Annotated in this window: 16 protein-coding genes and 1 other RNA gene; 12 read left to right on the forward strand and 5 right to left on the reverse strand. The window is 73.2% G+C overall.

Features of this window, described 5'->3' with window-relative positions; translation table 11 throughout:
* The first annotated feature begins 131 nt into the window (after positions 1-131).
* Both E4P40_RS01600 and ssrA read left to right on the forward strand, forming a co-directional pair.
* Positions 132-1307: a magnesium and cobalt transport protein CorA gene (locus E4P40_RS01600; protein ID WP_245160080.1), complete on the forward strand. Its 1176-nt coding sequence runs from the start codon at positions 132-134 to the stop codon at positions 1305-1307.
* 239 nt (positions 1308-1546) lie between these two features.
* Positions 1547-1922, forward strand: a transfer-messenger RNA (tmRNA) gene (gene ssrA, locus E4P40_RS01605).
* Positions 1923-2320: 398 nt separating this feature from the next.
* Here the strand turns inward: ssrA and E4P40_RS01610 are convergent.
* From E4P40_RS01610 to E4P40_RS01620, 3 genes are all read right to left on the reverse strand, one after another.
* Positions 2321-3634 (reverse strand): NAD(P)/FAD-dependent oxidoreductase, encoded by a 1314-nt coding sequence (locus E4P40_RS01610; RefSeq protein WP_135156846.1) that lies wholly within the window; start codon positions 3632-3634, stop codon positions 2321-2323.
* 181 nt (positions 3635-3815) lie between these two features.
* A complete protein-coding gene (locus E4P40_RS01615; protein WP_167762074.1) occupies positions 3816-4163 on the reverse strand; it encodes an AraC family ligand binding domain-containing protein in 348 nt (115 codons plus the stop codon).
* Between the two features lie 206 nt (positions 4164-4369).
* Positions 4370-5224 (reverse strand): hypothetical protein, encoded by an 855-nt coding sequence (locus tag E4P40_RS01620; RefSeq protein WP_135156844.1) that lies wholly within the window; start codon positions 5222-5224, stop codon positions 4370-4372.
* 148 nt (positions 5225-5372) lie between these two features.
* Here E4P40_RS01620 and E4P40_RS01625 point away from each other — a divergent pair, with 148 nt between their 5' ends.
* The 6 genes from E4P40_RS01625 (at position 5373) to E4P40_RS01650 (ending at position 11308) form a co-directional block, all read left to right on the forward strand.
* On the forward strand, positions 5373-6671 hold the full coding sequence (locus E4P40_RS01625; RefSeq protein ID WP_135156842.1) for a hypothetical protein: 1299 nt from the start codon (positions 5373-5375) through the stop codon (positions 6669-6671).
* On the forward strand, positions 6668-7417 hold the full coding sequence (locus tag E4P40_RS01630) for a glycosyltransferase family 2 protein (protein ID WP_209305160.1): 750 nt from the start codon (positions 6668-6670) through the stop codon (positions 7415-7417). The genes E4P40_RS01625 and E4P40_RS01630 overlap by 4 nt, the downstream gene beginning before the upstream one ends.
* On the forward strand, positions 7414-8253 hold the full coding sequence (locus E4P40_RS01635; RefSeq protein WP_135156840.1) for a ChbG/HpnK family deacetylase: 840 nt from the start codon (positions 7414-7416) through the stop codon (positions 8251-8253). Before E4P40_RS01630 ends, E4P40_RS01635 begins: the two co-directional genes overlap by 4 nt.
* The gene (locus E4P40_RS01640) at positions 8250-8921 is read left to right on the forward strand and encodes a class I SAM-dependent methyltransferase (protein ID WP_135156838.1); all 672 of its coding nucleotides are present in this window, start codon (positions 8250-8252) and stop codon (positions 8919-8921) included. The genes E4P40_RS01635 and E4P40_RS01640 overlap by 4 nt, the downstream gene beginning before the upstream one ends.
* Positions 8918-9883 (forward strand): NAD-dependent epimerase/dehydratase family protein, encoded by a 966-nt coding sequence (locus E4P40_RS01645; RefSeq protein WP_209305159.1) that lies wholly within the window; start codon positions 8918-8920, stop codon positions 9881-9883. Before E4P40_RS01640 ends, E4P40_RS01645 begins: the two co-directional genes overlap by 4 nt.
* A 75-nt stretch (positions 9884-9958) precedes the next feature.
* A complete protein-coding gene (locus E4P40_RS01650; RefSeq protein ID WP_135156836.1) occupies positions 9959-11308 on the forward strand; it encodes an FAD-dependent monooxygenase in 1350 nt (449 codons plus the stop codon).
* A 78-nt stretch (positions 11309-11386) separates the two neighbouring features.
* Here E4P40_RS01650 and E4P40_RS01655 read toward each other — a convergent pair whose 3' ends face one another.
* Positions 11387-11950, reverse strand: a complete 564-nt coding sequence (locus tag E4P40_RS01655; protein ID WP_209305158.1) for a carboxymuconolactone decarboxylase family protein — start codon at positions 11948-11950, stop codon at positions 11387-11389.
* A gap of 117 nt (positions 11951-12067) precedes the next feature.
* Between E4P40_RS01655 and E4P40_RS01660 the strand changes: the two genes are divergently transcribed.
* From E4P40_RS01660 to E4P40_RS01675, 4 genes are all read left to right on the forward strand, one after another.
* On the forward strand, positions 12068-12736 hold the full coding sequence (locus E4P40_RS01660) for a TetR/AcrR family transcriptional regulator (protein ID WP_135156832.1): 669 nt from the start codon (positions 12068-12070) through the stop codon (positions 12734-12736).
* Between the two features lie 37 nt (positions 12737-12773).
* A complete protein-coding gene (locus E4P40_RS01665; protein ID WP_135156830.1) occupies positions 12774-13439 on the forward strand; it encodes an EthD family reductase in 666 nt (221 codons plus the stop codon).
* Positions 13440-13641: 202 nt separating this feature from the next.
* Complete coding sequence (locus E4P40_RS01670) at positions 13642-14106, forward strand: SRPBCC family protein (protein WP_209305157.1); 465 nt, start codon at positions 13642-13644, stop codon at positions 14104-14106.
* Between the two features lie 64 nt (positions 14107-14170).
* Entirely contained in the window at positions 14171-15691 is a 1521-nt protein-coding gene (locus E4P40_RS01675; protein ID WP_135156828.1) for an adenylate/guanylate cyclase domain-containing protein, read from the forward strand.
* On the opposite strand, the gene E4P40_RS01680 is transcribed toward E4P40_RS01675, so the two are convergent.
* Positions 15688-16644, reverse strand: coding sequence for a patatin-like phospholipase family protein (locus tag E4P40_RS01680; protein ID WP_135156826.1), 957 nt, complete (start codon positions 16642-16644; stop codon positions 15688-15690). The genes E4P40_RS01675 and E4P40_RS01680 overlap by 4 nt on opposite strands.
* Between the last annotated feature and the right edge of the window lie 179 nt (positions 16645-16823).

Here is a 16823-nt window from a genome sequence, read left to right on the forward strand (position 1 = left end):
GCCTCCTCGACGGAGGGCGGCCCCGACGGGAGGGAGCGACGCATGCGCAGCGAACCTCCGAGTACCGATCCCGAGGTCCTCCCCGCCTAGCGCCCGCCCCCGACCGGACGGCGTCGTGCGAGGACCTCCCGGTGTCCCTCGTCGTCCCTGCCCTCCGGGAGTCCGTCATGACCGAGCGCCGCCTCGCGCCGCTGACCGCCCTCACCACGCTCGCCCGCCGTCCGGTGCGGGTGGACGCCCGTACCCCGGTGACCCGGGTGAGCCAGCCGCCGTCCCCGGCGGGCCGGTCGCGCGTGGTCGACAACGCCGTCTACTCCGAGGGCCGACGGGTGGCGACCCCCGAGACCGCGGCCGAGAGCCGCGAGGAGCTGGCCGCCGGCGAGGACCGCCTCGCCTGGTTGGGGCTCTACCGCCCGGAACCGGGTGAGCTCGGCGAATTGGCCGAGCTCTACGATCTGCCGGAGCTCGCCGTCGAGGACGCGATCAAGGCGCACCAGCGGCCCAAGTTGGAGCGGTACGGCAACACGCTGTTCGTCGTCCTCAAGGCGGCCCGGTACCTCGACGCCGTCGAGGAGGTCGAGTTCGGGGAGCTGCACCTGTTCCTGGGCGCGGACTTCGCGATCACCGTCCGGCACAGCGAGTCGCCGGACCTCTCGCGGGTGCGGCGCCGGCTGGAGAGCGAGCCGGCGCTGCTGGCCAAGGGCAGCGAGGCGGTGCTCTACGCGACGCTCGATGCCGTCGTCGACGGGTACCGGCCGGTCGTCGACGGGCTGGCCACCGACATCGACGAGATCGAGACCGAGGTCTTCCGCGGTGACCCGGGCGTCTCGCGGCGCATCTACGAGCTGTCGCAGGAGGTCCTCGAGTTCCAGCGGGCCTCGGTGCCGCTGACCGGGATCCTCGCCGCGATCACCGCCGGCTTCGACAAGTACGGCGTCGACGAGGAGCTGCGCAGTTACCTGCGCGACGTCGCCGACCACGTCACCCAGGTCAACGAGCGGGCGGAGGCGTTCCGGCTGCAACTGCGGGACATCCTCACCGTGAACGCGACGCTGGTCGCGCAGCGGCAGAACGAGGAGATCCGGGAGCTCACGGAGGCCTCGATCGCGCAGGGCGAGGAGGTCAAGAAGATCTCGGCGTGGGCGGCCATCCTGTTCGCGCCGACCCTGGTCGGCACGGTCTACGGGATGAACTTCGACGAGATGCCCGAGCTGGGCTGGCAGTTCGGCTATCCGCTGGCCCTGCTGCTGATGCTCGGGGTCAGCCTGACGCTGTACCTGGTGTTCAAGCGACGCGACTGGATCTAGAAGGACGCCCCTGCCCCCACCCCTCGCGCTCTCGTGGTGGCACCCGGCCCGGGCCGGCCTGGCCGCACCGGTCTGTCGCCGCGCGAGGCGGTGACGTGGGCGCGCCGGGAGCACCACGCGCGCGGTGGAGACGCCGTGGCAGCGCTGGTGGCTGCACCGCGTGCGCTGACCGGGGGACACCCCCGTGCGGGGGAACACAGCGCTGGACGCAGCCGTTACGCTTTCTGCACAACTACACAGGGGGTGAATGGTCTCGACTTCGGTCGGGTGACCAGGGGAAGCGAGCCGAGGAAGGCAACGATGAGCTCGTTAACCATCCGTTGCAAAAAACACAAGCGCCGACTCTGATCAGCGCGACTTCGCTCTCGCTGCCTGACGGCAGCTAGGCGAGTCTGTCAGCCCGGGTTCGTCATCGGCCCGGATCCTGGCATCAGCTAGATGACTCACTGCGCCTACCGGTCACGGGTAGGCGCGGGACATCCAACAGTGACTGGGCCCGTCACACCGACTCGTCTGCATGATCGGTGGGGTCGAGCAGAGGCAACGCGGACTGCGCTCGGAGAAGCCCTGGTGATGCGTCGAAGGACGCGGGTTCGATTCCCGCCACCTCCACCACCCCTCGCAGGACGACGAACCGCCCCGGACCGGAAGGTCGGGGGCGGTTCGCTGTCGTCCGGGATCAGCCGGCCGGACGTCGCCAGCTCGACGAGCCCCCGAGCAGACCGGGCCCTCTCACGTCACCCGGGGAGGACCCACGGCGCGTTCCCGAACGGGGTGCCGGTGCGCTTCCCGCACCGCCGGCAGATCTTGTCGTCCGGACTCGAGGGCCCCTCGCGGGTCGCGGGTCGGCGGACGTAGGAGTGAAACCGAACCGGCACCGCAGTGGCTTCCGAGTCATGGACCGACGCTAGGAGTCGTCGGTTCCGCTGAGAAGGGGCGTACTGCCTTGCGGGCCACGCCTGCGCCGCCACGGTGCACGGTGCTGATCTCGCGACCTCGTCGGCGGCGGTCGGTCAGCCGGTCCTGGCATGGAGCAGGCTCGACACCCGCCGGGCAGCCGTCAGCCCGGACTCGATGGCGCCGTCCATGAATCCGTTCCAGCCACTGGCCACGTCGGAGCCGGCGAGGACGACCCGCCCCTCGGGCGCCTGCAGGGCCTCCAGCGACGCCAGTTGGCCGGGCCGCCACACCGACCACGTGCCGCGGGAGAACTCGTCTGCGACCCAGTCGTGCCCGGTGACCGCTTCGATCCGCGCCGTCGAGGGCAGCAGGTCGCGGAAGCCCGCCCGGACGGCACGCTCGTCGCCGGGCGGCAGGCGACCGGCGTCGGGTCCCAGGGCGAACACCAGCTGAGCCCCGTCCGGGCGCGTGTCCCAGCTGCACACGAACGTCAGTGGCTGGTCGTCGGGAGCCATGGCGAAGATCGGCTCCCGCACGCCGGTGACGACCGCCCAGAGCTTGACGCCGTGGCTGGCCTGCCCCTGCGCCACCATCGTCCGCTTGGCATCGCTGAGAGCCGGGCGGAAGTCCACGGCATCCAGCGTGTTCAGGGGAACGGCGACCACCGCCGCCGACGCGGTGAACGACGATCCGTCCCGGGTCGACACCATGACGAGGTCGTCCTGCTGCTCGACCGCGGTCGCGGGCATGGAGCTCCGCACCGCCGGGTCCCCGTCAGCCGCGATCGCCATGACCAGGTCCGCCGTGCGGATCCCCAGGAGACCCGATGCGTCGAGCATCAGGCCGAAGTCCCAGCCGGAGAGTGCCAACTCGCGCATCACGGTGAGGAGTCCCGCCTCCGAGCAGGGCGCAGAGCACGTGGTGCTCAGGACGGGATTGACCAGATCCACTTCCTCGGCGGTGAAGTGGCTGGCGTCGATGCGGTCCTGGACGGACAACTGGTCGAGCGCAGCGACGGCATCGGGAAGCGCGAGCGGTTGATGCGGCAGCGGGAACGTCTCCCGGGCGTCGGGGAAGAGCCGGGCGAACAGCTCGGCCACCCGCGGCCCCAGGTCGGCCACCGTGCTCTCGTGCAGCTGCCCGCCACTGCGGTAGTTCCACCGGTCGGGCATCGGCAGCGGACGGTACGGGATCCGGTAGCGGGTGAGCTCCGCGAAGACGTGCGGCTGGAACCAGTGGACCTGGGCACCGCCGAGCTCCACGTCCCTGCCGACCAGCTGGCTGGTGCAGGTCCGTCCCCCGAGTCGGTCACGGGCTTCCAGGATCAGCACGTCCCGGCCGGCATGCCGTAGCTCACGAGCCGCGGTCAGCCCGGCGAGGCCGCCGCCGATCACGATGACGTCCCGCTCGTGCGTGTTCGCGACCATGACGGGCCTCCTGCCCGCCCGGCGACGCGTGGGGCCGTCCGCCTCGACCGGGCACAGCGCGACTCGGCAGCAGAGGGCGCCACTCTAGGGCGGATCGGGTGGGAGGGACAGCCCGTGGAATCCGCCGGCGCCGCACGACTGCGCGGTCGCGCGGTCCTCCAGTGGGCAGGCCCCCGTGCATTCAGGACCGGGGCTCGACCCATTCGGTGATCATGCGGTCGTGCAGGTGGAGGCAGGTCATCCGCAGGGTTCCCCCGGGCGACGCGGTGAAGCCGTGCACCTCGCCGGGCGGCACGACCACGACCGAGCCCCCCGTCGCCTCGATCGTCTCCTCGCCGGCCAGGAACTCACCCGACCCCTCGTGCAGCACGAAGACCTCGGCGTACGGGTGGGTGTGCGGCCCTGGGCCATGGCCCGGCGGGCTCGCCTGGACGAAGAACGAGACCGGCACCCCGCCGTGGTCGCGACCGAGAAAGGTCCGCGACTCGTCGTTCCCCGGGAGCTCGGTGTTCCGGATGTGGAGGGCCACTCCCGCCTCCTCGCCTCGATGCGACGAGGACGCTAGCGGAGGAGGCAGGTTGCCTCGCTCGTGACCTACGGCTGGGGCATGATCCCCGTCCGGCTCGGCATCGGCGCGAGCCGGGCGACGACCTCGTGGTGACCGTCCGCCTGGCCGTCGACGTCTGAGCGGGGGCGGCGCCGGCCGGCGCGGCCGTCCGGGACCGGCGCCTGGTCTCAGCCGGGCGCCGGCTCGTCGGCGAGACCCTCGACGTCGCCGGCGGGAGCGCCGAACCGGGACAGGAACAGGGCGCTCCCTACGGTCACGACGAAGCCGAGGGCGGCCAGCCAGGCCATCCCGGAGGCGGGACGGTCGCCGACGGCCAGACCCAGCAGCGACCCGGACACGGCTTCCGTGGCCACCATGATCGTCGTCACCGCGACCACCGCGCCCCGTTGCAGCGCAAGGGCGCCGGCGGCCAGACCTGCGACACCGGCCACACCGGCGGCGTAGGCAGCGGGGTCGGTGAGCACACCGGGGATCGCGATCGGGCCGAGGACTCGGGCCGCGAGCGCGAGCAATCCGAAGCAGCTCCCGGCCAGGGCAGCGATCAGGCCGGCTGTCCGCGCGGAGGACCGGGTCCGCGCAGCCGCCAGGGTGAGCCCGGCCAGGAGGACGGCGGCCGCCAGCACCGCCCACCGCACGGCGCCGGGCACGACCGCGGGTCCCTGCGGGGTCGCCGCGAGGGCAACCGCGACGAGCCCGACGGTGACCCCGCCGAGGGCGAGCTTCTCGCGGTCGTGCAGTCCCGTCCCGAGGACGAGCGCGGCCAGCACGGCGGTGACCCCGAGGCTGGAGGCCCGCCCCGCCTGCACCACGAAGAGCGGGAGTGCCCGGATCGCGACGACGGACAGCAGGAAGCCCGCGACGACGAGGAACAGCCCGCCCAGGTACCGCGGGTCCCGTGCCAGCCCACCGAGCAGCCCGGTCAGATCGGTCCGGGCGGACCGTGCGACCGCAGCCGCCTGCAGCACGGCGCTCGCGCCGTAGCAGAGAGCCGCCCCGGCGACAGCCACGACCGCGAGGAGCACGGCGACCTTCTTCCTGCGTTCCGTGAGCAGCGGCCAGGTCCACCGATCGGTGAGCTGTTCCGGGTGGACGGTCGATGATCTCGTGAAGATGTCGACCCGGTTGCGAGTGTCGGTGTACTCGCATCCTCCCCCGACATAGATTTCCCGTGTGACGAGGCCTCTGAGCGGGAGGCTGGAGGGAATCCTCCGGCGCCTGCCCCTCTGGGCACTCGGTGCGTTCGCCCTCCTCGCCGCGTTCCTGTCGGTGCTCGGCTGGTCCATGGTCGGGGTCGTGGACGGACGCACGGAGTTCGCCCAGCTCGACGGACCCGGCTGGCTGGATGCGTGGTTCCAGGGGGACTCGGCCTGGTACCACCGGATCGCCGAGGAGGGCTACTCCTACGTTCCCGGCCAGCAGTCGCCGATCGCCTTCTTCCCCGCGTACCCGCTCCTGGTCCACGGTGTCGGCCGGTTGCTCGGCGGGGACTTCTCCACCGCCGGCGGCCTGCTGACGCTGGCGTGCGCGGCCGGGGGGGTCGTGCTGTTCGCCGACTGGGTGCGCCGCCGGGTGGCGCCCCGCACCGCCGTCGTCGCGGTGGCCCTCCTGCTGGTCTACCCCTACAGCTTCTTCCTGTACGGCAGCGGCTACAGCGACGCCTTGTTCCTGGTGACCGCCCTCGGCTCCTTCGCGCTGCTGGAGCGGCGGCACTACGTGCTGGCCGGGCTGGTCGGAGCGTTGGCGACCGCGGGTCGCCCGATCGGGGTTGCCGTGGCCGTGGGCCTGGTGGTGAGGGCCGTCGAGATGCTCGCTCAGGACAGGGCGGCGCGCCGCGACACGGAGGTGGCTGTCGGGAGCGCCGGCGGCCCGTTGCCCCCTCCCGGGCGACCGGTCGACGCCCCCCTGACCGCGAGTTCCGCGCACGTGTCGTTCCGGGACCTCGTGCAGGCGGTCCGGTTCGTGCGGTGGCGCCAGGCCGCCCTGCTGTCGTCCGGTTTCGGCCTGCTCGCGTGGATGGTCTACCTGGGCGTCCGGTTCGACGACCCGCTGGCGTTCGCGAGCGTCCAGGCCGCCCCCGGCTGGAACCAGGGTGCCGGTCCGTACACCTGGTTCAAGGTGCCCTTCATCGGCACCGTGCTCAAGGGGATCTGGGGGGACGCGGTCCTGCTGGTGCCGCAAGCGCTGGCCTGCCTCGCCGCCGTCCTGCTGATCCGCACCGTGTGGCGGCGGTTCGGCTGGGGTTATGCCGCCTATGCCGTGATCTCGCTGGCCATCCCGCTCATCGGGACCAAGGACTTCATGGGCACCGGCCGGTACGTGCTGGCCGCCTATCCTGTCCTGGCCGCCGCTGCGGTGGTGCTCACCGACGAGCGGCGCCCCCGCTGGCTTGCCCCGAGCGTGCTCGCAGTGCTGTTCATCGGGCTGTGCATCGCCACAGTCGCATTCGTCAACGGCGTGGAGGTCTCGTGAACGCGTCCGCCAAGGTCGACCTGCTGTCGGTGTTCTTCCCGATGTGGAACGAGGAGGACTACGTCGAGCGGGCGGTGCGCGCCGCCGAGGACGAGTGCCAGCGGCTGATCGACATCGGCGAGATCGCCGCCTACGAGCTGATCATCGTCGACGACTGCTCGACCGACCGCACTCCCGAGATCGCCGATGCCCTCGCCGCGACCGACCCCCGCATCCGGGTGGTGCACCATCCCGTCAACCGCGGGCTGGGCGGCAGCATCAAGACCGGGTTCGAATCGGTGCGCGGCGACGTCGTGCTCTACACCGACGCCGACCTGCCTTTCGAGATGCTCGAGCTGGGTCGCGCCCTGCGGGTGCTGCGCCACTACGAGGCCGACATGGTCAGCGCCTACCGGCTGGACCGCACCGGGGAGGGTCCCCGGCGCGCCATCTACTCCTTCGTCTACAACTCCCTGGTGCAGGTGACCTTCGGCACCCGCGTGCGGGACATCAACTTCGCGTTCAAGCTGGTCCGCCGCCACGTCCTCGAGGCCGCCCGGCCGGTCAGTGAAGGCTCGTTCATCGACGCCGAGTTGGTCATCCGGGCCCAGAAGCTGGGCTTCCACATCGTCCAGATCGGCGTCGACTACTTCCCCCGCTCCCGCGGAGTGTCCACCCTCTCCTCCCTGGCCGTGATCCGCCGGATGCTGAAGGAGATGCGGGAACTGCGGGCCGAGCTGGCCCACCTCACGCCGGTCGCCCGGTGACCCGGCTGCTCGTCATCAACGCCGACGACATGGGCCTCACCCGCGGGGTCTGCCGAGCGGTCGCGCGCGCCCACGAAGGCGGGATCGTCACCTCGACGTCCGTACTCGCCGTCGGAAGGGCGTTCGAGCAGGCCGCCACCACGGTGAGGGACGCCGGCGACCTGGCCGTCGGCGCCCACCTGGCGATCGTGGGGGAGGACCGCCCGCTCCTGTCGGCCCGGGAGGTGCCCACCCTCGTCGACCGGGAGGGCCGTTTCCCACTCTCGTACCGCACGGTGGTCGCCCGCGGGGCCGCCGGGCGGATCGACGCCGACGACGTCGCCCGGGAGTTCCGCGCCCAGCTCGAGCGGGTGCAGGGGATCGGGGTGCCGGTGACCCACCTCGACACGCACCAGCACACCCATCTGTGGCCCGCTGTTGCTGCCGTCGTCGTCGACCTGGCCCGGGAGGCCGGGATCCGCGCCGTCCGGTTGCCCAGGAGCCGGCGCCGTGGGCCGCTCGGCACTGGAGTGACGCTGTTGGCCGGGCGGCTGCGCCGCCGGCTCGACCGGGCCGGCCTGGTCACCACCGGCGCCTACGCCGGGCTCGACGAGGCCGGGCACCTGGACGGCGAGCGGTTCGCCGGTGTCCTGGAGCGGCTGACCGCCGGAGGGGCGGCGACGGCCGAGGTCAACTCCCATCCCGGCGAGGCGGGGGACCCCGAGCTCGCCCGGTTCGAGTGGGGGTACCGCTGGGCCGACGAGCAGGCGATGCTGACCGCGTCGTCCACCCGGGCGCTCGTCGAGCGGCGGGGCTGGCGGCTGGGCACGTTCGCCGACGTGGCGGCAGCCGCGTGAGCCGGTGGCCGGACGCGGCCGCACGGGCTGCGCTGCGCGGCTATCGGGCGGCGCCCCCCGGCGACCGCGTGCACGTCGCCGTCCGCTGGTTCAGCTGCCCGTTCCCTCCGGTCGTCGAGGCCCTCCCGTCCCAGGGCCGGGTGCTCGAGGTCGGCTGCGGGCACGGGTTGTTCAGCGCCTACCTGGCCCAGCGGCGGACGGGGCTGCACGTGCACGGGGTGGACATCGACGAGGAGAAGATCGCCGTCGCCGCGAAGTCCGAATTCCCCGCAGGGGGCCGGCTCGACTTCGCCGTCGCGGACTCCGGCTCGGTCCCGTCGGGGCCGTGGGACGCCGTCGTCCTGGTGGACGTGCTCTACCTGCTCGACGAGGCGGCCCAGCGGGCCCTGCTGAAGTCCTGTGCGTCGGTACTGGCGCCGGGCGGGGTGCTGGTGATCAAGGACATGGCCACCCGGCCGCGCTGGAAGGCCCGGTGGAACGCCGCGCAGGAAGCGCTCTCGGTGCGGGTCCTCAAGATCACCGAGGGCTCGCCGGAGTTCGGATTCGTCGACCCCGACGAGCGGGCCCGCTGGCTCGTCTCGGCCGGGCTCCAGCGCGTTCGCGCCCGGCGACTGGACCGCGGCCGGGTGCATCCGCACCACCTCCTCGTCGGCGAGGCGCCCCGATGACCGCGCCCGTGCCGGTCGCGGTCACCGGTGGTGCCGGGTTCATCGGGGGGCACGTGACCGAGGCCTTGGCCGCGGCCGGGCACCGGGTGCTCGTCGTCGACGACCTGTCGACCGGCTCGGCCGGGAATCTCGACGCCGTCGCGGGCGACGTCGACCTGCTGGAGGCCGACGTCGCCGGACCGGAGCTCGGGCCGGCGTTGCAGGCCGCCGGGATCCAGGTCGTCTGCCATCTGGCCGCGGCGATCGACGTCCGCGCCTCGGTCGCCGACCCGGTCCAGGACGCGCAGGCGAACGTCGTCGGCACGGTCGCCGTGCTGCAGGCGGCGTGCGTGGCGGGGGCCCGGAAGGTGGTCTTCGCGTCCTCAGGTGGCTCGATCTACGGATCGGTCACGCCGCCGCCCGTCCCGGAGTCTGCCGTGATCGCCCCGGAGTCGCCGTACGCCGCGAGCAAGGCGGCCGCCGAGCTGTGGCTGCAGACGTTCCAGCGGCTGCACGGCCTGCGGTGGACGGCGCTGGCGCTGGCCAACGTGTACGGCCCGCGCCAGGACCCGGCTGGGGAGGCCGGCGTGATCTCGCTCTTCGGCGCGCGCATGCTGGCCGGCCTGCCCACGACGATCTACGGCGACGGCAGCCAGACCCGGGACTTCGTCTACGTCAAGGACGTCGCCGACGCGTTCCTGGCGGCCTGCGAGCTCCCGGTGGACGGGGTGCGGCTCAACATCGGCACGGGCGTCGAGACGTCGGTCCGGCAGCTGCACAGCGAGCTGGCCGAGCTCTGCGATGCGCGTGACGAGTTCGTGACCGAGCCCGCCCGAGCCGGCGAGCTGCACCGCTCGGCCCTGGACGCCTCGCGGGCGCGGCGGCTCCTGCAGTGGGAGCCGCGCACCGGACTTCGGACGGGGCTGGCCGAGACGGTGGCGTGGCTGCGCGGTGACCTCACACCCGCTCCCCAGGGCGGCTAATGCGTTGACGCGCCGTCCCGCACCCGGCCACGCTGCCGGCAGTCGGAGCGCCACGGCGCGGGACGAGGCGGTCTCATGCGAGTCGCGATCATCGGAGCCGGCCCGGCCGGCCTGTTCGTCGGCAGTGCCCTGGCCCTGCGCGGCCACGAGGTGGTCGCGGTGGACCGCGACAGCCGCCCGCCGCCGGGGCACTGGGCGCGGCCCGGCGTCATGCAGTTCCACCACGCACACGGCTTCCGGCCGCAGGTCGGGCTGGCGCTGAAGCGGGAGTGGCCGCAGGCCCTCGACGCCTGGCTCGCCGCCGGCGCCGAGCCGATCGAGTTCGACGTGCCCGGCATGGGCCTGGTCCGGGCCGGGCACCGGTCGCGCCGCGACACCTTCGAACGGGCGCTCCGGACGGCTGCGGAGAGGGTGCCCGGCCTGACGATCGGCAAGGGGCACGTGGACGACGTCGTCTCGTCGGCCGGCCGGGTGCGCGGCATCGTCGTCGACGGCTCCCCGGTCGCGGCGGACCTGGTCGTGGATGCGTCCGGACGCTCGGGTCACAGCGTCGACGCGCTGCGAGCGCCCGCGTCCCTCGGCGGCCCGTGCGGCATGGCGTACGTCGACCGGCAGTACCGCCTGCTCGAGGGCGCGGAGCCGGGCCCGATGTCGAACCCGCTGGCCTGGCAGGGCGACTTCGACGGCTACCAGGTGCTGGTCTTCCTGCACGAGCAGGGGCACTTCTCCGTGGTCCTGGTCCGGCCCACCGCCGACGCCGCCCTCAAGGACCTGCGGCACCGGGCCGCCTTCGAGGCCGCCTGCCGGGCCATCCCCGGCCTGGCCGCGTGGACGGACCCCGAGCGTGCGGTGCCCGTGACCGACGTCCTCCCGGGCGGTCCGCTGCGCAACACCTACCGGGGGCAGCGCGGGCGCGACGGCCGGCCCTGCATCCCCGGGCTCGTCAGCGTCGGCGACGCGGTCGCGACGACCACGCCCATCTTCGGCCGGGGGGTGGCCACGACCTTCGTCCAGGCGCTCCAGCTGTTGTCCCTCCTCGACGGCGAGCCGGACCCGGCCCTGGTGGGGGAGCCCTTCGACGCCTGGTGCGGGGACAACATGCTGCCGTGGGTCGCCGACCACGTGGAGATGGACCGGGACGTCGTCCGTCGGTGGGAGGGCGGCGACGTGGACCTCACCCGGCGGCTGCCGTCGGACCTGATCCTGGCCGCTGCCCGACGGGACCCCCGGATCGGGCCGGCCACCGGCGGCTACTTCTCGATGCTCGAGCTGCCGGCGTGCCTGGATCCCGTCGAGCCACTCGCCCGTGCGGTCTACGAGACCGGATGGCGGCCGGAGTTCACCCCCGGACCGACCCGTGGGGAGCTCCGGGACGTCGTCGCCGGAGCCCTCCGGAAGGACGAGCGGACCGCGAGCCGCGCCTGACGTGCGTCGGACGGGGGGTTCCCTGGCTCTCCGGAGCGTCCAGCGCGGCGGGTGATGCGTCCGCCGCTCCGACGTCGGTCAGACGATCTCCTGCGGGGCCTGCCGCCACGGGGCGAGGACTGCGTCCGGGTCGCTGTACTCGCTGGGCAGGTCGTCGGTCATCGCGAGGACGGCGCCCATGCGGCCGTACCCGACGAACGTCGCCACCTGGAAGCAGAGCTCCATGACCTCCTGGGTCGTGAAGTGGTCGTACAGGGTCGCGAACATCTCGTCGGTGATCGACAGGTGGTCGGTCGCGAACGCGTCCGCGAACGCGATCGCTGCCTTCTCGGCCGGCGTCAGATCCTCGGACTCCTGCGGCTTCTCCAGCGAGCACACCAGGCCCTCGGTCAGACCGCCGTCCAGGCCGTCGGTGTACCGGATGGACATGCAGGAGCGGCACTGGTTGTGGAAGGACACCCGGAGACGCACGAGCTCCACCAGCCTGGGTGGCAGCGTCCCGTTCGCGCGGAGCGCCTTCATGTACGTGAGGTAGGGGCCCACGATGCCCGGCGCCTGCGCGTAGACCTGCTGCCGCAGCGGAGCGTCGGCGCCGACCAGGGGCGAGTACTGCTCGGCTGGAGCGGGCGGAACGCGGGACATCGCGGCCTCCATGGGTTCGGGGATGCGGCCAGTATTGGGTTCCGCCGGGACGTCGCGCAAGACGTTAAGCGGAATTAAGATTCCGCATAAGGTTGGCGTGTCCAGGAGGGGCCGGTCATGGAGGACGTCGGCAGTGACGGCGGGAAAAGCGCGCCCGTCCGGCGGCGCGCGGTCCGGCGCGAAGCCGTCGAGAACCGCGCACGGTTGCTCCAGGCCGCTCGCGAGGTGTTCGCCCAGCGGGGACCGGACGCACGGGTCGAGGAGATCGCGCAGGCAGCCGGCGTCGGGATGGGCACCTTCTACCGGAACTTCACCACCAGGCAGGCGCTCGTCGACGAGCTCGTGGCCGACGTCCGCCATCGCCTGCTCGAGCTCGCCCGGCGGGCACGGGGCGCCCAGGACGGCACCGGGCTCGAACGACTGCTCCGCGACGCCGGGCGGGCGCAGGCGCGCGACCCCGGCTACATGCAGTTCCTGTGGAGCCGGTCCACGGTGGAACAGGCTGCGGTCGACGAGTTCCTCGTCCTGCTCGCCGACCTGCTCGCCGACGCGCAGGAGGCCGGCCGGATCCGCCCGGACCTCGCGGCCACTGACGTGTGGATGACGCTCTGGTCCCTGCGCGGCATCCTCGAGATGACCCGGACGGCGGCACCTCGCGCCTGGCAGCGCCACGTCGACCTGATGATCGCCGGTCTCCGAGCCCGCCCGGACGGCGATGTCGGACTGACGACGAGACCGATGACCGTCACCCAGGCGCGCCGCTGCATCCAGGAGGCCAGCCATTAGCAGCCACATCGACGGCCCGGTCAAGGTCTACGCGTTGATGGTGAGGAGGGACGGCCTCACCGACGAGCAGTTCCACGCCCACTGGCGCGAGCCGCACGGCCGGCTCGCGATGCGGGTCCGCGACATCCGGCGCTACGTGCAGGACCACACGTTCGGGGCAGCGCCCGACGTGGCCGGCTGGCCGCACACTCGTTACGACGGTCTGCCCGCTGTCTGGTTCGACAGCCTGGCCGATGCCCGGGCACTGCACACCAACCCCGACTTCCGGGAATCCCACGCGGACGAGACGAACCTCGTCGACCGCGACCGCCTGGCCTGGCTGTACTGCACCGAGCACGTCGTCCTCGCCGGTCCGCCGATGGCGACCGGCGACCCGGAGGGCTGGAAGCTGACGCTGCTTATCGGCCGGCGCGCCGACACACCGCGGGGAGAGTTCGACGCCGCGATCCACGCCGCGACCGCACTCGGCTCGACCTCGCTGCCGGCGGTCCGGCGAGCCACGTACGCCCTACCCCGTCCCGACGACGCCGGCTCGCCCCGGTTCGACGCCGTCGTCGAGTTCCTGTTCCCCGGTCGGGCCGAGCTGGAGGTCGCGACGGCGTCACCGGCGGCGGGAACGGTCCTGGACGGGCTGACCCCGGTGGCGGAGCCGGCCGCATCGGAACTCGCCTGGACGTACGAGGAACGCTGGCTGTGGCCCTGAGGGGCGCGGACGGACGTCTTGTCCCGCCTCGCCCGCGGAGAGGACCCTTCCGGCGGGGTGACCTGTCCACGAGGGGCGAAGCGATGGACGTCGGAGATCCCGGGGGACACCGGCTCGACGGTGCAGGCCATCGCGGTGGCCGGCCGGCTCCGCGACCCGGACGGGATGCAGTGGGGCAGGTGCTCCGCACCGCGCTGACGGCGTGCGAGAGGGGATCGCGATGGCGAAGGACGTCGACGTCCTGACCGAGACGGTGATCCGGCGTCCGGTCCGCGAGGTGTCCGCGTACGCGGCCGACCCCACGAACGCGCCCGAGTGGTACGTCAACATCGCCTCGGTCGAGTGGGAGACGCCGCCACCGGTCGCCGTCGGTTCCCGCATGGCGTTCGTGGCGCGCTTCCTCGGCCGCCGGCTGGCCTACACGTACGAGGTGACCGAGCTCGTCCCCGGTGAGCGGCTCGTGATGCGCACCGCGCAGGGTCCCTTCCCGATGGAGACCACCTACACGTGGCAGGCACTGGACGACGGGGCGACCCGCATGACGCTGCGGAACCGCGGCCGTCCCAGCGGGTTCGCCGCCGTGGCCGGCCCGGTCATGGCCGCGGCGATGCGCCGGGCCAACCAGCAGGACCTGGCGAGGCTGCGCTCGCTGCTCGAGCAGGGGTGAGTCGTCGTCCCCCGGCCGGGGGACCGGCCGGGCACCATCCCGGCTGCTCCGCGATCATGAGCCGGTGACCAGTCCGGACGACCCCGAGACGGTCCGCGACGACGGCGCCTGGACCTACTGGGCGCCGTCCGGTCGCGGGGCCGTGCCGGCCATCGTGCTGCTGGTCATCGTGGCGAACCTGGTCGGGGTGGCCACCGTCGTCCTCCTGCTGATCGGCGTGGACGACGGCGCCGGGGACACCGGCCGGGGTCCGGTGCTGCTCGCCGCGGCGATCTACCTCGCGGTCGCCTTCCCCGTGGGCACCGTCGCCGGCCTCCGGCGGCAGCGGGTCACCAACCGCTGGCTCATGGAGGGGCGACGCCCGACCGGGGACGAGGCCGCGCACGCCCTGCGGCTGCCGGTCGACACCGCCCTGATCGCCGGCTCCATCTGGCTGGTCGGCGCCGTCCTCGTCGGACCTGTCACCGCCGCGTCCTTCCCCGATCCGCTCGTGGGCCTGCGCACGAGCGTGGCGACGCTGCTGGGCGGCATGGCCACGGCCGGGGTCACGTACCTCCTCGTCGCGCGGGCGGCCCGGTCGGTCACCGCCATCGCCCTCGCCGCCCACCCGCCCGCGGGCGCCCTGACCCTCGGCGTGCGCCCCCGCCTGCTGCTCACCTGGGGGCTCACCAGCGGGGTCCCGATGCTCGGCGTCGTCCTGCTGTACCTGGACCCCAGCAATCCGCAAGGACCGGGGAAGGGGGCGGTGGTCTTCCTGGTCGTGGTCGCGCTGCTGGTCGGCGGGCTCGCGACCGTGCTCACCGCCCGGGCCGTCGGGCAGCCGCTGCGCGACCTGCGCCAGGCGGTGCAGCGGGTGGGCCACGGCGACTACCGGGTGAGCGTGGTGGTGGACGACGCCGGCGAGATCGGCCTCCTGCAGGAGGGCGTCAACACCATGGCCGCCGGACTGGCCGAGCGCGAGCGGATGCGGGACCTGTTCGGCCGCCACGTCGGGACGACGGTGGCGCAGCGGGCACTGGACACCGGCGTCTCCCTGGGTGGGGAGGAACGCACGGTCGCGGCGCTGTTCGTCGACATCGCCGGTTCGACGTCACTGGTCCGGCGCACCGGTCCGGCGGAGATGGTGGGCCTCCTCAACCGCTTCTTCGAGATCGTCGTCGAGACCATGACCGACGGCGGCGGGCTGGTGAACAAGTTCGAGGGCGATGCGGCCCTCTGCGTCTTCGGCGCCCCCACCGACCACCCCGACCCGGCCGGGGCCGCCCTCGCGGCGGCCCGCCGGATCTGCGACGCCGTCCGCAGCGCGGGCGAGGTCGACGTCGGCGTCGGGGTCGCCTGCGGCCGGGTCTGGGCCGGGCAGGTCGGCGCGGCCAGCCGCCTCGAGTACACGGTCATCGGCGACCCGGTGAACGAGGCGGCGCGGCTCACCGAGCTGGCGAAGGACCACCCCGGCCGGGCGGTGGCGAGCGAGGCCACCGTGCTGGCCGCGGCCGACGGCGAACGCGCGCACTGGCAGCCCGGCGCGCAGGTCGAGCTCCGCGGCCGCGACGAGACGACGACGACCTGGGTGCGCCGCGACGTCTAGGCCCGGCGTCCGAGGAAGTCCCGGGCCGTCTGCTCGCCCTGCTCGATGAGGCGGCGGCGCTCCTCCGGCCCGATGCCGAACTCGGTGATGGCGGTGCCCGCCGTGTCCACGGTCATCGTCCGTTCCCGGACACCCGGCCGGTCCAGGTGCGTCTGGTCACGGCCGACCAGGGCGGTCGCCACGACCTGCTCCAGCAGCCGCACCGCAGGCAGCATCGGGACCCCGAAGAACGGGACCAGGTCGCCGAGCCCCGCGGGGAGGTCTGGGAGCAGCCGGACCCCGAACGTCGGCCACCGCGGCGGGCGGCCGTCGGTGCGGTCGAAGATCTCGATCGCGAAGTTGGAGAGCACCCCGCCGTCGACGATCGTGGCGACGTCCCCCGTGTCGGCGTTGCGCAGCGTGCAGGGCCGGAAGAAGAACGGGATGGACAGCGACATCCGGACGGCGTCGGCGACCAGCTGCTCGTCGGGATCGAGGCCGAAGCGCGGATAGTCCCAGGGCAGCCGCAGCAGCCGGCCGTTCGTGACGTCGGTGGCCGTCACCACCAGGCGGTAGCGGTGGTCGGCCGGGTCGGCTCCCGGATCCTCGCGCCGCAGGTCGCCGAAGGTGCGCACGCCGAGGTCCTCCAGTTCGCGCAGGAGCCAGTCCCGGACCCAGTCACCCGCGTAGGCGCCCCGGCGCGCCACCAGCGAGAAACCCTCGCTGAGCAGGGGTAACGGCACCTGCCGATCGGGGATCCGCCGCAGGTCCAGGCGTCCGAGGACCTCCCGGAACGTCGCGGAGTCGGTGCCGGTGGCGGCGAACGCGGCGGCCACCGCGCCGACCGAGGTGCCGGCGACCCGCGGGAACGTCCAGCCCGCGTCGAGCAGCCCCATGACCACACCCGCGGTGCCCAGCCCCTTGACCCCGCCACCCTCCAGCACCAGGTCGGCCCGGCGATCGGGGTGCGTCATCGCATCGGTCCCTGTTCCGTGTCGGTGGTGCCGGACCCCCGCGCATGTGGTCGAGCAGCGTCCGCCGAAGCCCTGGGGCCGTCAAGGGTCCGCCGGCCCCGCGGACCGCTCCTGCCGCGTGTCGCGGGTTCGCCCCGCGCGTCGGGTCCGGCGCGGGCGACGATGGGGCAAACCCTTGT

The sequence above is a fragment of the Blastococcus sp. CT_GayMR20 genome, from assembly GCF_004570345.1.

Coding starts and splice junctions, on each gene's coding strand:
- E4P40_RS01645 (WP_209305159.1), top strand. CDS start 8,918: ATGACCGCGCCCGTGCCGGTCGCGGTCACCGGTGGTGCCGGGTTCATC.
- E4P40_RS01610 (WP_135156846.1), bottom strand. CDS start 3,634: ATGGTCGCGAACACGCACGAGCGGGACGTCATCGTGATCGGCGGCGGC.
- E4P40_RS01665 (WP_135156830.1), top strand. CDS start 12,774: ATGGTGAGGAGGGACGGCCTCACCGACGAGCAGTTCCACGCCCACTGG.
- E4P40_RS01680 (WP_135156826.1), bottom strand. CDS start 16,644: ATGACGCACCCCGATCGCCGGGCCGACCTGGTGCTGGAGGGTGGCGGG.
- E4P40_RS01655 (WP_209305158.1), bottom strand. CDS start 11,950: ATGTCCCGCGTTCCGCCCGCTCCAGCCGAGCAGTACTCGCCCCTGGTC.
- E4P40_RS01650 (WP_135156836.1), top strand. CDS start 9,959: ATGCGAGTCGCGATCATCGGAGCCGGCCCGGCCGGCCTGTTCGTCGGC.
- E4P40_RS01660 (WP_135156832.1), top strand. CDS start 12,068: ATGGAGGACGTCGGCAGTGACGGCGGGAAAAGCGCGCCCGTCCGGCGG.